The sequence below is a fragment of the Pseudomonas fjordensis genome, assembly GCF_976987115.1.
The window spans coordinates 2,763,649-2,786,602 of record NZ_OZ336860.1; the positions used below are offsets into that span (position 1 = coordinate 2,763,649).

Annotated in this window: 16 protein-coding genes and 2 riboswitches; of the genes, 10 read left to right on the top strand and 6 right to left on the bottom strand. The window is 62.3% G+C overall.

All coding sequences use genetic code 11. The features are described from left to right. The first annotated feature begins 74 nt into the window (after positions 1–74). Positions 75–2,366, top strand: coding sequence for a fatty acid cis/trans isomerase (locus ACWHXD_RS12500; RefSeq protein ID WP_138763544.1), 2,292 nt, complete (start codon positions 75–77; stop codon positions 2,364–2,366). Between the two features lie 82 nt (positions 2,367–2,448). Then, entirely contained in the window at positions 2,449–3,471 is a 1,023-nt protein-coding gene (locus ACWHXD_RS12505) for an acyltransferase family protein (RefSeq protein WP_138763561.1), read from the top strand. Positions 3,472–3,480: 9 nt separating this feature from the next. Here the strand turns inward: ACWHXD_RS12505 and ACWHXD_RS12510 are convergent, their stop codons facing one another. Then, positions 3,481–7,839 (bottom strand): SET domain-containing protein-lysine N-methyltransferase, encoded by a 4,359-nt coding sequence (locus tag ACWHXD_RS12510; protein ID WP_138763545.1) that lies wholly within the window; start codon positions 7,837–7,839, stop codon positions 3,481–3,483. 213 nt (positions 7,840–8,052) lie between these two features. Between ACWHXD_RS12510 and nfuA the strand changes: the two genes are divergently transcribed. Beyond that, positions 8,053–8,637, top strand: coding sequence for a Fe-S biogenesis protein NfuA (gene nfuA / locus ACWHXD_RS12515; RefSeq protein ID WP_032892187.1), 585 nt, complete (start codon positions 8,053–8,055; stop codon positions 8,635–8,637). Positions 8,638–9,249: 612 nt separating this feature from the next. On the opposite strand, the gene cobM is transcribed toward nfuA, so the two are convergent. The 4 genes from cobM to ACWHXD_RS12535 all read right to left on the bottom strand — a co-directional run bounded on the left by cobM (position 9,250) and on the right by ACWHXD_RS12535 (position 11,360). Further along, a complete protein-coding gene (gene cobM, locus ACWHXD_RS12520; protein WP_069558666.1) occupies positions 9,250–9,996 on the bottom strand; it encodes a precorrin-4 C(11)-methyltransferase in 747 nt (248 codons plus the stop codon). 70 nt (positions 9,997–10,066) lie between these two features. Beyond that, a complete protein-coding gene (locus ACWHXD_RS12525) occupies positions 10,067–10,459 on the bottom strand; it encodes a cobalamin biosynthesis protein (protein WP_032892183.1) in 393 nt (130 codons plus the stop codon). Continuing rightward, positions 10,456–11,160 carry a CbtA family protein gene (locus ACWHXD_RS12530; protein WP_032892181.1) on the bottom strand — a complete coding sequence of 235 codons (705 nt, stop codon included), beginning with the start codon at positions 11,158–11,160 and terminating at the stop codon, positions 10,456–10,458. The genes ACWHXD_RS12525 and ACWHXD_RS12530 overlap by 4 nt, the downstream gene beginning before the upstream one ends. Before the next feature lie 11 nt (positions 11,161–11,171). Further along, on the bottom strand, positions 11,172–11,360 hold the full coding sequence (locus ACWHXD_RS12535) for a CbtB domain-containing protein (protein ID WP_032892180.1): 189 nt from the start codon (positions 11,358–11,360) through the stop codon (positions 11,172–11,174). Between the two features lie 96 nt (positions 11,361–11,456). Continuing rightward, positions 11,457–11,669, bottom strand: a riboswitch (cobalamin riboswitch). Between the two features lie 42 nt (positions 11,670–11,711). Continuing rightward, a riboswitch (cobalamin riboswitch) is annotated at positions 11,712–11,911 on the top strand. Positions 11,912–12,004: 93 nt separating this feature from the next. On the opposite strand from ACWHXD_RS12535, the gene cobW reads away from it, so the two are divergent. The 4 genes from cobW to ACWHXD_RS12555 are packed head-to-tail and all read left to right on the top strand — an operon-like array spanning position 12,005 to position 18,490. Further along, the gene (gene cobW, locus ACWHXD_RS12540; RefSeq protein WP_047710668.1) at positions 12,005–13,066 is read left to right on the top strand and encodes a cobalamin biosynthesis protein CobW; all 1,062 of its coding nucleotides are present in this window, start codon (positions 12,005–12,007) and stop codon (positions 13,064–13,066) included. A 2-nt stretch (positions 13,067–13,068) separates the two neighbouring features. Continuing rightward, positions 13,069–16,830 (top strand): cobaltochelatase subunit CobN, encoded by a 3,762-nt coding sequence (gene cobN / locus ACWHXD_RS12545; protein ID WP_138763547.1) that lies wholly within the window; start codon positions 13,069–13,071, stop codon positions 16,828–16,830. Beyond that, positions 16,830–17,834, top strand: a complete 1,005-nt coding sequence (locus ACWHXD_RS12550) for a magnesium chelatase ATPase subunit I (protein ID WP_138763548.1) — start codon at positions 16,830–16,832, stop codon at positions 17,832–17,834. The genes cobN and ACWHXD_RS12550 overlap by 1 nt, the downstream gene beginning before the upstream one ends. A 53-nt stretch (positions 17,835–17,887) precedes the next feature. Further along, complete coding sequence (locus tag ACWHXD_RS12555; protein ID WP_138763549.1) at positions 17,888–18,490, top strand: vWA domain-containing protein; 603 nt, start codon at positions 17,888–17,890, stop codon at positions 18,488–18,490. Between the two features lie 635 nt (positions 18,491–19,125). Here ACWHXD_RS12555 and ACWHXD_RS12560 read toward each other — a convergent pair. After that, on the bottom strand, positions 19,126–20,073 hold the full coding sequence (locus ACWHXD_RS12560) for a DUF1853 family protein (RefSeq protein ID WP_138763550.1): 948 nt from the start codon (positions 20,071–20,073) through the stop codon (positions 19,126–19,128). A gap of 144 nt (positions 20,074–20,217) precedes the next feature. Between ACWHXD_RS12560 and ACWHXD_RS12565 the strand changes: the two genes are divergently transcribed. Genes ACWHXD_RS12565 through ACWHXD_RS12575 form a run of 3 tightly spaced genes read left to right on the top strand, consistent with a single transcriptional unit; the run spans position 20,218 to position 22,945 of the window. Next, positions 20,218–21,108, top strand: a complete 891-nt coding sequence (locus tag ACWHXD_RS12565) for an NAD(+) kinase (RefSeq protein ID WP_003190745.1) — start codon at positions 20,218–20,220, stop codon at positions 21,106–21,108. Further along, positions 21,105–22,079 carry a metallophosphoesterase gene (locus tag ACWHXD_RS12570; RefSeq protein WP_169918605.1) on the top strand — a complete coding sequence of 325 codons (975 nt, stop codon included), beginning with the start codon at positions 21,105–21,107 and terminating at the stop codon, positions 22,077–22,079. Before ACWHXD_RS12565 ends, ACWHXD_RS12570 begins: the two co-directional genes overlap by 4 nt. Beyond that, entirely contained in the window at positions 22,076–22,945 is an 870-nt protein-coding gene (locus tag ACWHXD_RS12575; protein ID WP_138763551.1) for a rhomboid family intramembrane serine protease, read from the top strand. The genes ACWHXD_RS12570 and ACWHXD_RS12575 overlap by 4 nt, the downstream gene beginning before the upstream one ends. Positions 22,946–22,954 lie beyond the last annotated feature (9 nt).

The window sequence follows — 22,954 nt, forward strand, 5'->3', positions numbered from 1 at the left end:
ATGTTGCTGGGGTGCATGGCCCGGTAGAATCACGCCACTTCAAACACCGCACGCCTTGAATCGGGACCGGATACATGTCACTTCGTTTAATCGTCAGCGCCGTCCTGGCCTTGATAGCCAGCAGCGCTCAGGCGGAAGGTCCCGCTTCGGCGATTTCCTACACCCGCGACATCCAACCGATCTTTACTGAAAAGTGCGTGGCCTGCCATGCCTGCTATGACTCCGCCTGCCAGCTCAACCTGGGCAGCGCCGAGGGCGCAACGCGGGGCGCAAGCAAGATGCCGGTGTATGACGGCGAGCGCAGCCAGGCCACGCCCACCACCCGTTTGTTTTATGACGCCTTCGGCAAACAGGCGTGGCAGCAGAAGGGCTTCTATTCGGTACTGGACGCCCAGGGCAGCCAGGCTGCGTTGATGGCGCGCATGCTGGAGCTGGGGCACAACGCACCGCTGGCGCCCAATGCCAAGCTGCCCGACAACATTGTGCTGGGGCTCAACCGCGACAACATGTGCGCGACGCCCGGTGAGTTCAGTGCCTATGCCGGCGCTCACCCCAAGGAAGGCATGCCGCTGGCCGTCACTGGCCTGACCGACCAGCAATACCAGACCCTGCAACGCTGGCTGGCCTCCGGCGCGCCGATTGACGAACAAGGCCTGGCACCTAGCGCCAGGGAAGCCTTGCAAGTACAGCAGTGGGAAAACCTGTTCAACCAGCCGGGCGCCCGGGAAAGCCTCGTGGCGCGCTGGCTGTTCGAGCATTTGTTTCTGGCGCATATCTATTTTGAGAACGGCGAGCCGGGGCATTACTTCCAGTGGGTGCGTTCGCGCACGCCCAGTGGCCAGCCGATTGACCTGATCGCCACGCGCCGCCCCAACGACGACCCAGGCACCCAGGTGTATTACCGCCTGTGGCCGGTGCAGGGCGTGATCGTGCATAAAACCCACATCACTTACCCCTTCAGCGCGGCGAAGATGGCGCGGATCAAGGCGCTGTTCTACGGCGGCGACTGGCAGGTCACTGCCTTGCCAGGCTACGGCCCCGGCAGCCGCGCCAACCCGTTCGCGACATTCGAAGCCATACCGGCCAAAGCGCGCTACCAATTCATGCTCGATAACGCCGAGTACTTCGTGCGTACCTTCATTCGCGGGCCGGTGTGCCGTGGGCAGATCGCCACGGATGTGATCCGCGATAACTTCTGGACGCTGTTCCAGGACCCCGACCACGACCTGTACATCACCGATGCGCGTTATCGCGGCCAGGCCACGCCGTTGCTGGCCATGCCTGGGCAGAATGACGACGTGGGCAGTGTGCTGAGCCTGTGGCTGGCCTATCGCGACAAGCGCAACCAGTACGAAGCCCTGCGCCGTGACAACTATGCAGACCTGCCGGCGCCGAGCTGGTCGACATTGTGGGCGGGCAATGACAATGCCTTGTTGAGCATTTTCCGCCATTTCGACAGCGCCTCGGTGACCAAGGGCCTGATTGGCGAGGTCCCGCAGACGATGTGGTTGTTCGACTACCCACTGCTGGAGCGCACCTATTACCAGTTGGCGGTGAATTTCGATGTGTTCGGCAACGTCTCGCACCAGGCCCAGACCCGCCTGTATTTCGACCTGATCCGCAACGGCGCCGAGCAGAACTTCCTGCGCTTGATGCCAGCGGATACCCGCGAAGACTTCATGGACGACTGGTACCAGAACAGCGGCAAGCTCAAGCTGTGGCTGGACTACGAGGCGATTGACGATGACAAGGCCAGTGGTTTGCACCTGAGCGAGAAGGACCCCAAGCGTGACTTCGCCAACCAGTTGCTGACCCGCTACGGCCATTTGAACGCCAGCCCCGACCCGATCAACCGCTGCAGCGGCGCGTTCTGCTCCCGCGACGGCATCGACCCGGCCTTGCAGGATGCCGAACAAGCCCTGAGCCGCCTGACCTCTCGCCCGGCGGCGGGGCTCAAGGTGATCGAGCAATTGCCCGAAGCCACCATGCTGCGCATCGAAACCGCCAGCGGCAAGCGCGAGGTCTACAGCCTGCTGCGCAACCGCGCCCACAGTAACGTGGCGTTCCTGCTGGGTGAGGCGTATCGCTATCAGCCGGGCCTGGACACAGTGACGATCTACCCAGGCGTGCTCAGCAGCTACCCGAACTTCATGTTCAATATCCCGGCCCGGCAAGTGCCTGAGTTTGTCGCGCAAATGGAGCAAGCCAAGGACGCCAAGAGCTTCGAGAAAATCGTCGATCGCTGGGGTGTACGTCGCAGTCACCCGCTGTTCTGGCAGTACTTCCATGACTTGTCGCGGTATATCCACGAAACCACGCCGGTGGAAGAGGGCGTATTGGACATGAACCGCTACGAGAACCTATAACTACCGCTATTGATCCGGTCATTTCTCCATGTGGGGGCTGAAGCAGTCGGATATCTACCTACGGATTGGAAAGGGGATGCCGATGTTGATTTCAGTGCAGTTGCTACGCGCGTTGGCGGCATGGCTGGTTGTGGGGCACCACGTTATGCAGCTGTTTTTCAACTTCGAGGTCCGCAACGCGTTGGAGGACCTGTTAGTCGAAAAGGGCGGCGCTGGCGTGGATGTGTTCTTCGTCATCAGCGGCTTGGTGATTTTCCTCGCAACTGCCGATAAAGCGCTGACACCTTGGCGTTTCATGCTGATGCGCGTAGCCAGGATTGCGCCGGCCTATTGGTTCTATACCGTGCTGCTGGCCGTGCTGGCGGCGGCCATGCCTTCGATGTTTGCAGACGTTGAGCTCGAACTCGGCCATATACTCCTTTCAATGCTCTTTATCCCAGCGCAAAACCCCGCGGGCTATGGCGTCTATCCCTTGCTAGACGTGGGCTGGACGCTGAATTTCGAGATGCTGTTCTACTGTCTGTTTGCGGCTGCCTTGTTAGTGGGGCAAGCCTATCGGCTATGGGTGGTGGCGGTGTTGCTGTATCTGCTGTGTTACGTCATTGGCCCCGCCTTCGATTTGGCCGATGGGTTTTACCGTAATGACATTGTCCTGGAGTTTCTCATGGGCGTGGCGATCGGCATGCTGTATCGCCGCGGCCTGTGCCGGGCCAGGCCGTGGTTGGCGTTGCTGGGGATCATGGCGGCACTGGCGGCGATCTATCACGGCGCGGATGTCCCCCGTGCGTTGGAATGGGGCCTGCCCAGCGCTGTGCTGGTGATCAGTTGTGTGGCGCTGGAGCCGTATTTGCGCGGCTCGCGCTGTATAAAAATGCTGGGGGATTGTTCCTACTCGGTGTACCTGCTTCATGTCTTGGTGCTGTGCGCTGGACGCTGGGCTATCGAGCACCGTGGGGTGGACCCCTACACCATGGTGCCTGTGTGTATCGTCATCATTGCGCTGGGCGCATTCGCCAGCTACCACGTGTTGGAGAGGGGCACGCACCGCAGGCTCAAACGCTGGCTTGGCATTGATGACGCGATACCCTCTCGGCAAGCTCATTAGGGCTGAGTTTCAGGGCCTCATGTACTTCCAGTAGGCTTTCCCGTAATCCATCAGCAACTCGGTCCCGGCAGGGATATCTCGCCAAGCGATTAAAAACACCATGTACTTGCCTACATACAGGGCGCCGACATTTTCAATGCCGACATCGGGCAGGTTCGGCACCTTGACCGCATTGATCAGGCTCAGCGTACTGCTGTTGCCGTGGCCGCTGATGGTCGCGCCTTGGGTGTTGGTCTGGAATAAATACGTACCGACGGCCGCCTCGCCTTTTTCGAGAATCTCGGCATTGATCGAGGCTTGATCCCGATGCAGCTTGCCGGTGTACGGCCCAAGGACATCGAAACGCTTTATATCGGTCTTGGCCACCACCGACAGGCCTCGCTCCGGGCCATTTGCCAGTTTCTTGACCTCCAACAGCCGATCAAGGCGGCGGTGATGGCTGCCCTCCTTGGAGATCCATTCTCGGATACTTTTGGTCGCAGCTTCTTTGACTTCGACGTGTTGCAGGCCAGTGAACTCGTCAAAAAAACGGTTGGCGTCGGTAATCTCGATGGTGTGCAGCGGGCCTTCAAGCTCGAGGGTCAAGCTGCGCCTGACGTCGGTCGGATCTTGCAAAATTGCCGCGTTGTTGTTGATTTTATGATCAAAAGAGCCTGTGATCGAGGTTGATCGGCGCCGCGTGGGTGGGGTGTTGTCTTCCAGGCGCGGGCGTTTTGAACTGCCTGCAGTAGGGGGCGGTGCAGGCCGTTTCCTGGCGACCGGCTGGTCCAGCGGGCTTCTTTGTCCGAACAGCCACATCTCCCGACCGGCGCGGGTCATGCTGCCATTGTCATTGACGTAACTGCGCCATATCACCGGGTTGAGGTTTTTGGCTTCGACAAACGAGAGCATCGAGACCCGTGAATTGGCAGCGTTGTAGTGTTTGTTCCAGGCTTTCAAGTGCTCGGGCGTCAGCACATCGAAGTCGCCGCCGCTGGCATACTTGGCCAGCACCTTGCCTGCCGCCCGGTAGCTGCCGTCCAGGTTTACATGCTCGGCAAAGTCTACCGGGTCAAGGTTGTGGTCGGCGGCGAAGCCTTCAAGGGTGAGGCTGTTGCGCTCACGTTGGGATACCTTGCTCCAGCGCTCCAGGTGGTCGTAGGTCACGCTGGAACGGGCGGTTCCCACACGGTCGAGCATCTGTTGGCCTCTGCGCGTCAGGGTGTTGCGGCTGTTGACGAACTGGCGAAATGCAGTGGGGTTCAGGTTGTAAGTGCTGACGAAGGTGTCCATGGTTTTTTTCAGGACCTCTTCGCTGGCCTCGGTCCATTTCAACAGTATCGATGGCGTTACCACGTTGGGTGCATCCGGCGCGCCGCCTGCCAGTTTGATCTGGCTTGAGTACCAGTGACCGGGCTCGACCGAGGACAGCGTGATCGATAAGTCGCGGTTGGTCTTTGGATTGACCAGTACGATCGAAAAGCTGTTGTCGGCGCCTGCGGCGGTCTCCTGAATAAACCCGTAGGAATTGTCGCGTACCTGGTACACCGCGATCTTGCCCTTATCATCGATATTGCAGATGAACTTTTGATTGTAGTCCGCTCGGGAGAAGAGGCCGCGAGCGTCGGGCGTCAGACCCCTGATCAACTCGGGGTCGACCGCGTATCGACGGATCAACGGGCTGCTGTTGCTGATGACTGTGATCGGCTCTCGATAACGCGGCCCGAAGGCGGTATTTGAGGCGGCGTCGATCAGGCGATAATCGGGCGCGTCGAGGCTGCCGACGTTACGCATCGGGATATTGGCAAAACCGTCGACAGTAAACAGTCGATCGCCAGCCAGCAGCGGCTTCCAACTGTCAGGATCGACCGAACGCATGTGCCTGGCGGCGATTGTCCCATCGCGCAGTTGGGCGATGCCCCGTTTCGTCTGGCGCATCAGTTTGTGACCCAACTTGAGCATGCCCATGCGCGCCAGCCTGAGCAGGCTGGGCAGGGCGGCCAGGGGGTTGAATTCCTGCAGGGTGGCAATCACCAGTTTTCCCGTCAGTTTCGCCAGTTTCGGCATCGCCAGGCGCAGCCCGGTTTTGCCCGCCTGGATGAGCAGGCGGGTAGAGCCGGCCACATACCGACCCACCGGCAATGCGAAAGCCACGATGTCGATGAACAAGCTGGCGACGCCGGATTTGATGCGCTGGGGATCGCCGGAGGCGATGTCTTCGATACCGGCCCAGAACGGGACAAATATCTTGCCCCAGAACGCCAAATCTTCGAGTACCTCTGCGCCGATGTCCACTTCGCGTGTGTCTTTGCGGGTTTTTTCCAGCAGGGCTTCTTCGTCGCAAAAAAACAGCTCGCGGGCGATCATGCTCGCCAGCGCTTCACTGCGTGGCGCATACAGCGTGTTGGGCGCGAACGATGAGGGGCGCGATGTGTGCGAATCGATGCCAGGCAATGTTTCGCCGACTTGTTCAACGATCATCTCGGCCTTTTTGCCGCGCCTGGGCGCTTTGTTCTCGCGGTAGGCCTCGCGATCAAAGGGCACTTCGGTGGCCAATCTGTATTTGCACCAACTCATGGCGTCACGCAGTTCGACCACTTTGCCATTGAGTGGCAGGGTATCGATATCGCCACGTCGGCGAATCACGCCGGCGAGGGGGAACACCTCGACGTAGAGGGCGCTGAAAGGATCGCGAGCCTTGACGATGCGCAGAATAAAACCCGTGCGGTAGCGAACGGCATCGGCCTTGCGTTTGGTTTCATATTCGATGGGCACCTTGTTCAGGGCCTCTCTCAATGAGTACACCGTGATTTCGTCCCGGTCCACATCCAGGGTCCAGCTACCCAGATGGGCAAGCAGGGACTGGATCAGTACCTTATAGGCGTTTCTCGGGCGCTCAAGGGCTTCACGGAAGGCTTTGTCGTACTCCGCGTCCGACGCCGAGCGCCAACGGCTGGGCAGATGGAGCGCAAGGTTCTGGACCGCGTTGAACACCTCATACTCATGCTGTTCCAGCGCGGTGACGGCCTGAGCGAGCTCCTCGCGGGAGGGGCCCGACTTTCGGCTGGCAATCAGGCCGTTGGCCTGCGCCCATTGCACGGTAGGGCCCAGCTTGGCCGCCGCGACCAGAGCCTGTTGTTTGACGTCATCGCCGCTGGCACGAAAATGCTCCGCCGTCAGGTTGAGCAGTTGCTCAAAGCTCATGTGGCGCGATGAGCCGGGCGCAAGTGTTTCGGCCAGCAGAAAACCGCTTCTGAAGTTGACCCAGGTACTGGTGGCGGCGTAGGGCAGGTCATCGGGAATATCGGCCACCCATACTTCGCTGGCGACATTGGCCTTGACCACGCACATGGCCAGTTGCGCCGCGTCAGTGCTGATCGACAAGGTGTGGTGATACTGGCTGATCAGGTCTTGGCGGACCGACTTGTAAGACGCCCCAGGCGTGATGAATAACTTCAATTCGTTATCCAACGTCGAGCGTGGGTTGGGGATGATCGTCAGCCACAGTGCGCGCCACAGCAACTTCACCAGCACCGGTTGTGGGCAGGTTTGCGCCTTTTGGCTGCCGTACCAGTCCAGCGCCTTGGCGATACGCTCGGCCAGCGCCAGGTTGCTCGGACTGTTGAGAATCTGCTCAAGCAAGACCGTCGGCGTGGTGCTGAGCATGGCCTGCTGTGATGAGGAAAAGGTCGGCGGCAGCACGCATTGGAACAGTGATTTACGGGTGTGTGTCTGGATCTCTTGGATAACAGACTTGATCTTTTTGTCAGCAGGCGCATCCAGTAAATGCTGCAGATCGCTGATGCTGCCTTCGTGGCCGAGTTTTTTCAGGGCGCAGTGTTCCTGCAAGCCATAAAGAACCGATTTCCACTGTTCGCCGGTTTTTGGATGGGACGGGAGGATGGCGTAATACTTGAGCACCAGGTCGAACCGTACCGAACCGTCACTTTTAAGACCATTACCCACGCGCCGGTTGATATCCAGCAACACATCGACGTCGATGTACCAATAGGTGGGCACATGGCGCAGAATCACCGAGCGGTCGGCGATGCTGAACGTTTCGGGAGGGTCGGGTACCGGCGAGCGGGCGCTGCTGAGTAGGGTGGAGAGCAGATCGTAAAGAAAGTCCCGGCCTAGCAGAGAATTATCCGGTTCAGGCTTGTCCCGCAGGAACTGCTGAAAGTCTTCATCGGCTTCCAGTTTTGCCAGGACCCGAAAGGCTTCCTTGCACTCGCGATTCAGCTCGGACTGCGGGGGAGGGTAGTAGTACACCTCGGCGGCGGTTACTGAACGTGAAATGTGCGCCGTCACGAACTCAATCAGATGGTCCAGGTGCGCTTGCTGTTCAGGCAAGCCGTTGAAATAGAAACTCTGCAACGCGTTGTTCATGCAATCCTCACAATCCTTGGTCGAAGAGGATTCACTATATTCAGCGCGGTTTTGCAGGTGGCCTACATAGGTAGGCATAGGTTTTCGCAGAAACCGGTAGGAGCGCCAGCGGGTTCGGTCAGCAGGATCAGGTCTTTCCCGACAAAAACACTCGGACTTTGTACCTGGGTAATAATTTGGCGTAAACTGCGGGCAAGCCTGTGAGGAGTTTCCATGACTGCCATAACCATTACCGACGCCGCCCACGATTACCTGGCTGACCTGCTGTCCAAGCAGAACACCCCAGGTATCGGCATCCGCGTCTTTATCACCCAGCCTGGCACCCAGTACGCCGAGACTTGCATTGCCTACTGCAAGCCCGGCGAAGAGAAGCCTGAAGACACCGCCCTGGGGCTCAAGAGCTTCACCGCCTACATCGACGCGTTCAGCGAAGCCTTCCTTGACGACGCCGTGGTCGACTACGCCACCGACCGTATGGGCGGCCAGTTGACCATCAAGGCCCCCAACGCCAAGGTGCCGAACGTCAATGCCGACAGCCCGGTCAATGAGCGCATCAACTACTACCTGCAAACCGAGATCAACCCTGGGCTGGCCAGCCACGGCGGCCAGGTGAGCCTGATCGACGTGGTGGAGGACGGTATCGCCGTGTTGAAGTTCGGCGGCGGCTGCCAGGGCTGTGGCCAGGCGGACGTTACGTTGAAGGAAGGTATCGAACGCACACTGCTCGAGCGCATTCCTGAGCTCAAGGGCGTACGTGACGTGACCGACCACACGCAGAAAGAAAACGCCTACTACTGAGTAAGGTGTTCACTGCGAACATAAAAAAACGGCGCCCCGTGAGCGCCGTTTTTTATGCTTAAAATTCAGTCAGTTATAAGATACATCTAACAAAATAGATCAAGGGTGGGAGCTGGCTTGCCTGCGATGTCGGCCTCATGGCCGACGCCTATCCACCTGAAGCCCACGATCCAAATTGTGGGAGCGGGCTTGCTCGCGAAGGCGGCTTGACAGTCAACACAGTTGGATTGTGTACATATCCATTGCTGCGGTAACGGCCACTTAGGGTTCCGCCCTGACGGCGGCTCACTTTTGAAAAGCGCAAAAGTAAGCAAAACGCTCTTGCCCCACCACTCGGCACCTCGCTTAGGCTCGGTGTGCCCGAACGCAGGCTTGAATCCGTGGGCCGCCGCCACGCGCCATCCATGGCGCGGGGCGGCTAACCCGGCGTCCTGCCGGGTTACCCACGAATTCAAGCCTGCGTTCGGCCAGCGTGGTTTAACGGGGCGCCTAAGATCAAAAGCAGATCAAGAGCGGCTCGCTTCGCATCGTGGTTACCGTTGATCGTTACAGAGTTATGCACCGACTGTCGGATCGTCACGGGAGCAAGCTCTCTAGCCAAACTGTGTTTCTTCAGGGCCGATAGAGGTGCGCATGCCCTGCGCGGTACAGCGACGACTCACTGAAACTGTCACTGGCCAACACCCGGCCCACCACGATCAATGCCGTACGCCGAAACCCCTTGGCCGCGACTTTCTCGGCAATGTCACTCAGCGTACCCACCACCCACTCCTGGTCCGGCCAGGTCGCCCTGTGCACCACGGCAATCGGGCAGTCCGCGCCATAGTGCGGCAGCAGTTCGGCGACGATCTTTTCCAAGTGATTGACCCCCAGATGAATCGCCATGGTGGTGCCATGCCGCGCCAGGCTGTCGAAGTCTTCACCGGGGGGCATGCTGGTTTTATCGGCGTAACGGGTCAGGATCACGCTCTGGGCGATGTCCGGCAGGGTCAGTTCGGTCTCCAGCAAGGCCGCGCACGCCGCGACAGCCGTCACTCCTGGAATGATCTGGAACGGGATGCCCAGCTCACGCAAATGGCGGATTTGTTCGCCAATCGCCCCATACAAGCTGGGGTCGCCGGAGTGCACCCGCGCCACATCCTGGCCTTGGGCATGGGCTGTCTTGATCAGCTCGATGATTTGCTCCAGGTGCAGTTCGGCGCTGTTGACCACCTGGAGCGCCTGGTGACCTTCCAGTACGGCGGCGGGCACCAGCGAGCCGGCGTAGATGATCACCGGGCAACTGCGAATCAGCCGCTGGCCCTTAACGGTGATCAATTCCGGGTCGCCGGGGCCGGCGCCGATAAAGTAGACGGTCATGGAGAAGTCCTGTTGAAAAACGGGCGAGCATGAAGATTGCTCATGATCGAAAGCGGCAATTATCGGGATTTTACCCTGCGCAGGCCAATGCAAGGGTGGCCTGTGCGCTTTTCTGGCGAGTGATCAGCAGGCGCGCGGGGCCATTGGACAGGTGCTCGGCCAGGGCCAGGGCGGCGCTTTCGGCCACGCCGTAACAGCCGGTGTGGGCAAAAGCCAGCGCAGAGCGATGGCTCAGCCGATGCTCATAGCCCACCAGTTGTTCGGCACTGAAACATTGCAAGGGCAGGTTCAACCGCTGGGCCAGGGCCAGCAGGCCAGGCTCATCGCGTTTGCGGTCAATGCTTGCCAGCGCAGTCACGCGTGAGCGCTCAATGCCGGCCTCGGCCAGGGCGCTGTCCAGCAACGCCAGCAGGCTGTGAACCTCACAGCCCCGCTGGCAGCCAAGCCCGACAACCAGAATCATGCCGAGTATTGGTCGTCGCGATTGCGGCGAAACAACCAGGCGCTGATCAGGCCCAGGGCCAACCAGAAGGCCACGTTGGTCAATTGCGAGGCGATCTTGAACTGCGCTTCGAGCGCCTCCGGAGCCAGCATCGAATGCACCTCAGGTTGCGGCGCGCCGATGAAGTGGGGCACGGCAAGGATCGCCAGCCCAAGGCCTTTCAATAGCCAATTGCGGCCGAATACGATCAGCGCCAGGCCGGCGGCGGTCGATGCTGCAGTGCCGATCCACCAGGTCTGGCGCAGCGTCAGGTCAGCGGCCGCGGTACCGGGCAGTTCCGGGGGCAGGCCCAGGGTGGGCGCCAGTACAAAGGTCGCGTAGCCGGCCAGGCCCCAGAGCAGGCCTTGGGCGGTGCGGGTCGGCGCGCGCAGCGTGTAGAGGCCGGCGAGCATCAGCGCAAAGCCTACTGCCACTACCAGGTTGCCGCCGGTGGTGGACAGCACGCGCTGCCAGCCATCTTCCGGCTCCCAGGCTTGGGCGTCGTGGGTGTGGGCTGCGGCACCAGCGGCGTGCTCATGCGCCACTTCGGCGGCTGGCGGGGCTTTTTCATAGCTTTCCGCCTGCAGAATCAGTGGTGCCACCCAGAAACTTTGCAGCAGGGTCAGCAGCAAGGCCGCCAAAAGCCCAGTGAACCCTGCGGTTTGCGCAATACGCTTGATCATGTCGGCAGCTCTCAATGGCACGGGAACGCGGCGCTGTGGCGGGTATCGTGGGCGGCGTTGTGCACCGCCTCGATATGCGAGAACCCGGCGAAATACACCAGGCACGCGCCCAGGATCGACGCGCCGATGGCGGCGGTCAGGCGTTGGCTGAGGGTGGCGGTGCTAGTGGCGGAGTGCGAAGTGCTGCTGATGATCGACATGGCGCGTCCCTTTCAGGTGTCAGGGTGAAACGAGCGCATGAAGACCCCACGCGCCAGGCACGCAGGGTTCGAACAGCGCCCGCCCACCGCGGGTTTGTTATCTGATTTTTTCGGGCCGGTCTCCGGGCTTGCGAGGGGCGGCTCTTGAAAGAGGCCTCCTGAAAGCGTCGCCTTCCCATGCAAACGCACAGTGGCCATGACGCTTCGCTCGCTTACCGTTGCGGGGGCAGCACCGGACTGGTCATAGGTCTATGACGCACCGGTTTCCCGTTTCACCCTGTGAAGGGCACCCGAAACAAGAGGTGTAGGAGAGCATGGGCCGGGGACGGTAGTCAAATGCTGCAAGCCCCTGTAGCCTTGCACCCTCGAGGTTCTTCGGCCCAGGCCGAAGCTAAGAAGGGAACGCGGTTCAAGCCGCGGCTGCCCCCGCAACTGTGAAGGGTTCAGTTGACTGCCACGCCACTGCCGATAGGGCGGGAAGGCGCAGTCAGCGTTGGTCGCAAGACCTGCACACCCCAAGCCAGGAGACCTGCCTCGCGACTGATTTTCCAATTCAACCGGGCGGGGTGATCCGGTGACGAAATCCGCTGCTGCGCGCCGCCGCAGGGCCTGTCGTCCCGTATGCCCGCCCCAAAGGGCATCCGATGAAAACACTGGCCAAACTTCCCGTCACCATCGTTACCGGCTTCCTCGGCTCGGGCAAAACCACGCTGTTGCGCCATATGCTCGACAACGCCCAGGGCCGTCGCATTGCGGTGATCGTCAACGAGTTCGGCGAGCTGGGCATTGACGGTGAAATCCTCAAGCAGTGTTCTATCGGTTGCACCGAAGAAGAAGCCAATGGCCGCGTCTACGAGCTGGCCAACGGTTGCCTGTGCTGCACCGTGCAGGAAGAGTTCTTCCCGGTGATGCGTGAACTGGTCGCCCGTCGCGGTGACCTGGACCATATCCTCATCGAAACCTCAGGCCTGGCGCTGCCCAAGCCATTGGTGCAAGCCTTCCAGTGGCCGGAAATCCGCAGCGCCTGCACCGTTGACGCGGTGATCACCGTGGTCGACAGCCCGGCCGTGGCTGCCGGCACCTTTGCCGCCTTCCCGGACCAGGTCGACGCCCAGCGCAAACTTGACCCCAACCTGGACCACGAATCGCCGTTGCACGAGCTGTTCGCCGACCAGTTGGCCAGCGCCGATCTGGTGATTCTCAACAAAACCGACCTGATCAGCGCCGAAGACCTGGCCCGTGTGCGCCTGGAAGTCGCCGAAGAACTGCCGCCCGCGGTGAAGATCATCGAAGCCAGCAGCGGTCGCCTGCCTCTGGACGTGCTGATCGGCCTGGGCGCCGGTTCCGAGGAGCATATCGACGGGCGTCACAGCCATCACGACCATCACCACGAAGGTGAAGACGACCACGATCACGATGCCTTCGATTCCATCTCCATCGACTTGCCCCAAGCCGACGAAGCGCTGTTGCTCGACGCTCTGACCCAGTTGGTGGTGCAGCACGGCATCCTGCGTGTGAAAGGGTTCGCCGCGATCCCCAACAAACCGATGCGTCTGCTGATCCAGGGCGTGGGCACGCGCTTTGACAAGCACTTCGACCGTGCCTGGGGCGCTGACGAAGCACGCACCACGCGCCTGGTGCTGATCGGCCAGGAACTGGACGCCGCCGGCCTTGAAGCGCAATTGCGCGCCGCCCTCAGCGTTTAACCATGCACCTGCTCAGGACCCAACCCGGTGGTTTCGTCGCGGACGACAATATTGCCGACCTTGGCCAGACCCCCGCTGAACTGGTGATCCTGTGCAGCGGCGATTCCAGCCTGGCGCTGCTCGCCGAAGCCGCCCAGCAATTGCCCGAGGACTACCCCAGCCTGCGCCTGGCCAACCCGATGCAGGTGCAGAACCATGCCTCGGTCGACCTGTACGTCGACGAGGTATTGCGCCACGCCAAGGTCATCCTGCTGTCATTGCACGGCGGCATCGGCTATTGGCGCTACGGTATCGAGCGCCTGGTGGAGTTGGCCGAGCGCGGCGTCACCCTGATCCTGGTGCCGGGTGACGACCGCCCGGACCCGGAACTCAGCGGCCTGAGCAGCGTTGCTGTCGAACACCGCGAGCGCCTGTGGCACTTCCTGCGCCAAGGTGGCCTGGGCAATGCCCTGGATTTTTACCACTGCCTGGCCAGTACCCACCTGGGCCGCGACTATGCCTGGGCCGAGCCGCAAGCGCTGCCACGCACGGCGATCTATCACCCGCACACCGCCAATGCCCGCCTCAATGACTGGCAGGCCGATTGGCACGCTGACTGGCCCGTGGCTGCGGTGCTGTTCTACCGCTCCCATTTACAGGCGGCCAATACCGGTTTTATCGATGTGTTCTGCCAGCGCTTACAAGCGGCGGGCCTCAACCCGTTGCCGATTGCGGTGGCCAGTTTGAAAGAGCCCGGCTGCCTCACGGTGGTCGAGGACCTGCTGGATGACGTGCAAGCCGCGGTGATTCTGAACACCACCGGCTTTGCCCAATCGAGCCCGGAAGCTCCGCATTTGCGCCCGTTTCGCCGCAATATCCCGGTGATCCAGGCGATCTGCGCCCAGGACAACCAACCCGGCTGGCAGGCCAGTGAACAGGGCCTGGGGCCCCGCGACCTGGCGATGCACATTGCCTTGCCGGAGCTGGACGGGCGAATCATCAGCCGGCCGATCAGTTTCAAGGACCTGGCCTGGCGCAGCGAGCGCAGCCAGTCGGACGTGGTGTGCTACCGCGCAGCGCCCGAGCGCATGGATTTTGTCGCAGAGCTGGCACGCCGCTGGGTCGAGTTGGCGCGGGTGCCCAATGCACAGAAACGGATTGCGTTGATCCTGGCCAACTACCCGACCCGCGACGGTCGCATCGGCAACGGCGTGGGCCTGGACACCCCGGCGGCGGCGCTGAATATCCTGCGCGCCTTGCAAACCGAAGGCTACCCGGTGGCGGAGGTGTTGCCCGACAGTGGCACCGCGCTGATCCATGAACTGCTCGGCGGCGTCACCAACGACCTCGACAGCCTAGACCTGCGCCCTTGCCATCAAAGCCTGGGCCTGGAGGAGTATCAGACGATGTTTGATCGCCTGCCGGCCTCCAATCGCCAGGCCGTGCTGGAACGGTGGGGCGCGCCACAAAACGATCCGATGTGCCGCGATGGCCGCATGATGATCGCTGGCCTGCGCCTGGGCCTGACCTTTGTCGGCATCCAGCCGGCCCGGGGTTACCAGGTGGATGCCAGCGCCGTGTACCACGACCCGGACCTGGTACCGCCCCATGGCTACCTGGCGTTCTATTTCTGGCTACGCCATACCTACGGCGCCCACGGCGTGATCCATGTGGGCAAGCACGGCAACCTGGAATGGCTGCCCGGCAAAGGCGTGGGCCTGTCGGAGCACTGCTGGCCGGATGCACTGCTGGGGCCGCTGCCGAATATCTACCCGTTTATCGTCAACGACCCGGGTGAGGGCGCCCAGGCCAAGCGGCGCACCCAGGCGGTGATCATCGACCACTTGATGCCGCCGCTGACCCGCGCCGAAACCTACGGCCCGCTGCGTGACCTTGAGTTGCTGGCCGACGAATATTACGAAGCGCAATTGCTCGACCCGCGCCGTGCCCTGGAGCTGCAAAAAGACATCCTCAAGCTGGTGCGCGAAACCCGTATCGACCAGGAGTTGGAATTGGGCAGTGAGGCGGACGCGGCGGTGTGGCTGCCGCGCCTGGATACCTACCTGTGCGACTTGAAGGAATCGCAGATCCGCGATGGCCTGCATATTTTTGGCGAGTCGCCCGAGGGCCGTTTGCGTATCGACACCTTGCTGGCGCTGTTGCGCATTCCCCGTGGCGATGGCCGGGGCCCGCAGTCGAGCCTGCTGCGCGTGTTGGCCAAGGCGTTCGAGCTGGGGTTTGATCCGCTCGATTGCGCATTGGCCGAGCCCTGGACGGGGCGGCGGCCGTTGGTGTTGCAGAAGATTGACGATCAGCTGTGGCGCACCGCCGGGGATACCCGTGAACGTCTGGAGTTGTACGCGGCGCGCTTGATCGAGCAGGCATTGGAAGGCCCCATCGAGCAGTTGGAAGAGCCCGGCTGGCACGAGGTGAAGTCGGTGATCGAAAGCCTGCGCATTGTCGTCGCGCCACGCCTGGATGCCTGCGGCCCGGCGGAGATGCGCGGTTTGCTCGATGCCTTGAGTGGGCGCTTTGTCCCGGCGGGGCCCAGCGGTGCGCCGAGTCGCGGTCGGCTGGATGTGCTGCCCACAGGGCGTAACTTCTTTACCGTGGACGTGCGCAACCTGCCAACCACCACGGCCTGGCGCATCGGGTTCCAGTCGGCCAACCTGATGCTTGAGCGGCACCTGCAAGACCACGGCGACCACCTGCGTCAGCTCGGCCTGTCGGTGTGGGGCACCGCCACCATGCGCACCGGCGGTGACGATATTGCCCAGGCCATGGCACTGATGGGCGTGCGCCCGGTGTGGGCCACCGGCAGCCAGCGGGTGGATGATTTCGAGATCCTGCCGATCAGCTTATTGGACCGCCCGCGTGTGGACGTGACCCTGCGAGTGTCCGGGTTCTTTCGCGATGCGTTTGCCAACCTGATCCGCCTGTTCGATGCGGCGGTGCAGGCGGTAGCGGCCCTGGATGAACCCGACGACATGAACCCGCTGGCCGCCAAGGTGCGCAGCGAACGCCAAGCGCTGCTTGAGTCGGGCCTGGATGAAGCAGCAGCGGCCAAACAGGCCGGCTGGCGCATTTTCGGCGCCAAACCGGGTGCCTATGGCGCGGGCGTGCAGGGCGCGATTGACGGGCGCCTGTGGCAGAGCCGCGAGGACTTGGCCGAGGTCTACCTGAACTGGGGTGGCTACGCCTACGGTGGCTCCGATGAAGGCACCGCAGCCCGCGAGCAATTTGCCCAGCGTTTGAGCCAGGTGCAGGCGGTGTTGCAGAACCAGGACAATCGCGAGCACGACTTGCTCGACTCCAACGACTACTACCAATTTCAGGGCGGCATGCTGGCCGCCGTGGAAACCCTGAGCGGTGACAAGGCCGCCAGCTACCATGGCGACCACAGCCAGCCGGACGTGCCGAAAATCCGCACCTTGAAGGAAGAGCTCAACCGGGTGATCCGCTCCCGTGCGGCCAACCCCAAGTGGATCGAAGGCGTGAAGCGCCATGGCTATAAAGGCGCGTTTGAAATGGCCGCGACCGTGGACAACCTGTTCGCCTTCGACGCCACCACCGCGCTGATTGACGACCACCAATACGTCTTGCTCGCCGATGCCTACCTGCTGGACCCTGACACCCGTGCCTTTGTGCAACAGCACAACCCCGATGCCCTGCGCGACATGACCGAACGCATGCTCGAAGCCCAACAACGTGGCTTGTGGCAGGCACCGGGGGCGTACCGCGAAGCCTTGGAAAACCTGTTGCTGGACATAGAAGAAGACAGCTGATGACTGATACTCCCCATTTCCCGCTGTCCGCCGTGGTCGGCGCCGATGACTTGAAGCTGGCGCTGTGCCTGGCCGCCATCGACCCGAAGATCGGCGGCGTGCTGATCGAAGGGCCACGGGGCATGGCCAAGTCCACCCTGGCCCGTGGGCTGGCAGACCTGCTGGCCAGCGGGCAATTTGTCACCTTGCCCCTGGGCGCGACCGAAGAGCGCCTGGTCGGCACCTTGGACCTGGACGCTGCACTGGGCGAAGGCCGCGCACAATTCTCCCCCGGCGTGTTGGCCAAGGCCGATGGCGGCGTGTTGTACGTGGATGAAGTCAACCTTCTGGCCGACCACTTGGTGGACTTGCTGTTGGACGTGGCCGCCAGCGGCACCAACCTGATCGAGCGCGACGGGATTTCCCATCGCCATGCGGCGCGCTTTGTGTTGATCGGCACCATGAACCCGGAGGAGGGCGAGTTGCGCCCGCAGTTGCTCGACCGCTTTGGCTTCAACGTGGCGTTGAGCGGGCAGACCTTGCCCGCCGAGCGTGGGCAGATCATCCGGCGCCGCCTGGATTTCGACACCGACCCGTCGGCGTTCTGCGCGCAGTGGGCGCCAGCCCAAGGCGCCTTGCGCGAGCGCTGCACCCAGGCGCGGGCACGGCTCGACAGCATCGCCCTGGATGACCAGGCGTTGGCCCTCATCACCGAGCGCTGCTTTGCCGCAGGGGTCGACGGCCTGCGTGCCGACCTGGTCTGGTTGCGTGGCGCCCGTGCCCATGCGGCGTGGCGTGGGGCGGCCGCTATCGAGCAGGAAGATATCGATGCGGTGGCAGAATTTGCCTTGCGCCATCGTCGTCAACAACAGACTCCGTCAGGCGCGCCGCCCCAGCCGAGTGACGGGCCGTCGCCTTCCCCCTCTGACACCTCGCCCGGCCAAGGCCAATGGGGCGATATGCCCGCACCTGCCTTGCCCACGGGCGCACGCCGCGATGTACCCACCTGGCCAAAAAAGCCCTAGGCATCCGCCCCCGACCTGACGCGGGGGCGGATGCCCGGCCCCACGCGGGGCGATTGAACACCGGCCGGCAGGGCAAAGCCCGCAGCGCACAGCGCGGGGCGATCAATTGGCCGGGCACGTTGCTCGGCGGTCGGCCGCAATGTCGCGCGGACCTGCTGTTTCATCTGCGTAGCCGGTCAGCCCCTGAGCTGTGGCTGGTGATTGTCGATGCCTCGGCGTCCACGCTGCGCCATCGGGCGCTGACCGACGCCAAGGGGCTGTTGGCTCAGTTGTTTGACGATGCTTATCGGCAACGGGCGCGCATGGCGTTGCTCACGGCTAGCGGGCAGTCACCGAAGTGGCAAGTGCAGGGCTTGAAGGCGGCGAAAGGCTTGGCCGAGTGGTTGGCGCAGTTGGGTGCGGGCGGCGGCACGCCATTGCTGGCTGCGCTGACAGAGGCGGGGCATTGGTTGGTGGCACGGCGCAAGCGCTATCCCGCCGAGCAGCAGAAGTTGCTGGTGGTGACCGATGGACGACTCAAGGCGATGGGCGCGCTGCCGCGATTGGAGTGCCCAGGCGTATTGATTGATATCGAGCGCGGGCCGATCAGGTTGGGGCGGGCTCAGGAATTGGCGGTGGGGTTGCAGTTGGATTATCAGCACATCGATAAGCTGTAGCGCCTAGGCTAGCGCTTTCGCAGGCAAGCCAGCTCCCACATGGGGTAGGCGCTGCGGCCCATTCTGTAGGAGCGAGCTTGCTCGCGAAAACGTCAACGATAACCCGTGTTTGCTGAATGAACGCGGCGCCAGCGAGTTTTTCGCGAGCAAGCTCGCTCCTACAAAATGCAAGCCAGCGGCGCGGTCAAAATGTGGGAGCTGGCTTGCCTGCGAAGACGGCCTAACAGTCAACACAGTTGGACCGGGTACATATCCGTTATTTAGGTCACGGCCACCTAGGGTTCCGCCCTGACGGCGGCTCACTTTTGAACAGCGCAAAAGTAAGCAAAACGCTCTTGCCCCACCACTCGGCACCTCGCTTAGGCTCGGTGTGCCCGTAATCCGCCAGTGATTTGGGGGGCCGCCGCCACGCGCCATCCATGGCGCGGGGCGGCTAAACCGGCATCCCTGCCGGTTTACCCCCCAAATCCCTGTCGAATTCCGGCCAGCGTGGTTTAACGGGGCGCTTAAGATCAAAAGCAGATCAAGATCAAGAGCGGCTCGCTTCGCATCGTGGTTACCGTTAGCTGCGACAGCCTACAAAGTTGTGTAGATACCTATGCTGCGAAGAGGCCCTCAAACACACCACACCTGTATCAGCCTGTCCCCGGCACATTCGGCCAAAGATCGGCCACCAGAAACAACCGCTCGGCTTCTTCCCACTCCTCACCGTTGGGCACCATGCGCACCAGCAACTGCGCCGGGGCCATTGGGTCCAGGTCTGCCAGCCAACCTTGCATCTGCACCTCACTCCACACCTCATCGGCCGGGTAATGCGCGGGCGCCAGCCAGGCATGCCGGGGCAGGGGTTGCCAGCGGCCCGCGGGGCGGGTGCGGACAAAGCCCGCCCAATCGCGCTGATGCAACCAGCGCCCACGCAGGTGCTGCGGGTGAGCGCCGAGGGGGGATTGCGCCGCGCCGGGCCAGGGGTAGAGCAGATAGCCGCCGAGCCACAAGTGCGCATCGAACTGTTGGATATCCAACGCCGCCAAGGCCTCGCGGCTTTCTGCCCGCGCGGAGATCGGCAATTGATGCTGGGCCAGGTGCGCCAGTTTGCGGTCCAGCCGGTCATGGCAGCCAGGCCCCAGCCATTGCGCGGCGTCCTGACCGTTGCCGTCCTGCGGGCCCAGGTAGAGTTTGATCGCCAGCTCCAGGTGGTGCACGCCATCGCGGTCGCGCACCAGCATGTCCAGCTCGCCCAGGGTATGCCCGGCACGGCGGATCGGCAGGTTGGCGGCCAGTAACTCCACGCCTGGCGCATGCTGCACCGCGAATTGCCATAAGCGTTCGTAATACAGGCCCAGGCGCCGGGTGCGTGACAGGCTCAGCCACTGCTGCAACGCGCTGCTGTCCTGGTCCAGCTGGCGCAACCAGGCTTCGAGCTGGTGAGGGGCCTTCACCCAGTCACTGCCGGCCAGCGGGTGGCGCTGGGGCCAAGGCGTCTGCGCCAGCATCGGAGGCGCGAGCATCACCCACGCCAGGTCGCGCACCTCGGGGTGGCGCAGTTGGCGGGGCAGGGTGTGCAAGTCGGGGAATGGCGTCATGTTCCGAGCATAGCCTTTTCAGCGTGCGCAAGGTGCCTGAGAACCATTGTCATCAAGGCGTGGCGGCGACAAAGGATTTTGCCTGAGGCGGCCTTTCGCCCATAATCGCTCTTTTTGCCTCACCCCAGATTCCGCAGGAGCCCCATGGAGCACTTTCGCAATATCGGCATTATCGGTCGCCTGGGCAGTACCCAGGTGTTGGACACCGTCCGCCGGCTGAAGAAGTTTCTGCTCGAGCGCCACCTGCATGTGATCCTCGAAGACACCATCGCTGAAATCCTCCCCGGCCACGGCCTGCAAACTTCGTCGCGCAAGATGCTTGGCGAGGTGTGCGACATGGTCATCGTGGTCGGCGGCGATGGCAGCCTGCTCGGCGCTGCCCGGGCGCTGGCGCGGCATAATGTGCCGGTGCTGGGGATCAACCGCGGCAGCCTGGGGTTCCTCACCGACATCCGCCCCGATGAGCTGGAAGTCGAAGTGGCCAAGGTGCTCGACGGTCATTACCTGGTGGAGAACCGCTTCCTGTTGCAAGCCGAAGTGCGCCGCCACGGCGAGGCGATCGGCCAGGGCGATGCCCTCAACGACGTGGTGCTGCACCCCGGCAAGTCCACGCGCATGATCGAATTCGAGCTGTACATCGACGGCCAGTTCGTGTGCAGCCAGAAGGCCGACGGCCTGATCGTCGCCACGCCCACAGGTTCCACCGCCTACGCGCTGTCGGCCGGCGGCCCGATCATGCACCCCAAGCTCGATGCCATTGTGATCGTGCCGATGTACCCCCATATGTTGTCCAGTCGGCCAATTGTGGTCGATGGCAACAGTGAGCTGAAAATCGTGGTGTCCAAAGACATGCAAATCTACCCGCAAGTCTCCTGCGACGGGCAGAACCATTTCACCTGCGCCCCCGGTGACACCATCACCGTGAGCAAGAAGGCACAGAAGTTGCGCTTGATCCACCCGCTGGATCACAACTACTACGAAGTGTGCCGCACCAAGTTGGGCTGGGGCAGCCGCTTGGGAGGTGGAGGCGACTGATGCTCGATCCCGCGCGTAGCTACGACCTGATTGGTGACGTGCACGGTTGCGCTCATACCCTTGAGCACTTGCTCGACCAATTGGGTTACCACAAGCAGGGCGGCACCTGGCGCCATCCGTCACGCATGGCCGTGTTCCTGGGCGATATCATCGACCGTGGCCCACGCATCCGCGAGGCGCTGCATATCGTCCACGATATGACCGAGGCCGGCCAGGCGCTCTGCATCATGGGCAACCACGAGTTCAATGCGCTGGGCTGGACCACGCCGGCCCCGCCGGGCAGCGGCAAGCAGTTTGTGCGTGAGCATAACCCGCGCCACGCCCGCTTGATCCACGAGACCCTGACCCAGTTCGAACACCACCCGGCCGATTGGCACGACTTCCTCGGCTGGTTCTACGACATGCCGCTGTTTGTCGACGCCGGGCGTTTTCGCGTGGTGCACGCGTGCTGGGATGAAGGCTTCATCCAGCCGTTGCGCGCCACCTTCCCGGACGGCTGCATCGACCAACACTTCCTGCAAGCCGCTGCCGTACCGGGCAGTTTCGCCTGCAACGCGTTCGATCGCCTGTTGCGCGGCACCGATATGCGCCTGCCCGACGGCCTGACGTTGACCGGTGGCGATGGCCTGACGCGTTCGTTTTTCCGCACCAAGTTCTGGGAAGACGACCCCAAGACCTACGGCGACATCGTGTTCCAGCCCGACGCCTTGCCGGAGCCGGTGGCGCGCACGCCGTTGTCGTCCACACAAAAGAATTCCCTGCTGCGCTACGGCGTCGATGAGCCGCTGTTGTTCGTCGGCCACTACTGGCGCAGCGGCAAACCGGCGCCGATCCGCCCGAACCTGGCCTGCCTGGACTACAGCGCCGTGCTCTACGGCAAGCTGGTGGCGTATCGACTCGACCAGGAAACCCAACTGGATCCGCATAAATTCGTATGGGTCGACGTTGAGCGACCAGAGGCCATCCCATGAGTACCGTAGCTGTATTGCGCTTGCCCCTGAGCGTCGACCTGGGCGGCTTCGTCAAGTTGCTGCACCGCATGCAGGTGCCGCACCGCGTCAGCGAGGAGGCGGGTGAACAGGTGCTGTGGGTGCCCGAGGCCATCAGTGACGACGTGCGCGTGTTGTATCAACGTTTCCCCGCTGGCGACCCGGACCAGCAACTGGACATTCCCGAGCAGGCGCCCGTTGCGCGGCCAGGTTTTGTTCAGCAGGTGCGCCACAGCCCGGTCACCGCGCTGGTGCTGTTGGCCAGCCTTATTGTGGGTGCCGTAACCCTGCTGGGTGAAAACCTGCAAGCCATGGCCTGGCTGACCTTCCTGCCGTTCCGCGTGCTGGGCGAGTACATCCAGTTCACGCCGCTGGCCGACACCCTGGCCTCGGGGCAGTGGTGGCGCCTGGTCACGCCGATGCTGATCCACTTCGGCATCCTGCATCTGGCCATGAACGGCATGTGGTACTGGGAGCTGGGCCGGCGCATTGAAGCGCGCCAGGGCGGTATCAACCTGCTGGGCCTGACCCTGTTGTTCAGCCTGGCCTCCAACTACGCGCAATACGCCTACGGTGGCCCCGGTTTGTTTGGCGGCTTGTCCGGCGTGTTGTACGGCCTGCTCGGGCACTGCTGGATCTTTCAATTATTGTCGCCTAACCCGGCCTATCGCCTGCCCCGTGGGGTGCTGGTGATGATGCTGGTGTGGTTGCTGCTCTGCCTGTCGGGGCTGGTCTCGATGATCGGTTTCGGCGAAATCGCCAACGCGGCCCATGTGGGCGGCTTGGTCATCGGTTGCTTGACGGGTTTGCTCGGCGGTTTGTACAACCGTCGCAAAGCGTCTCTTTGATAAGGAAGA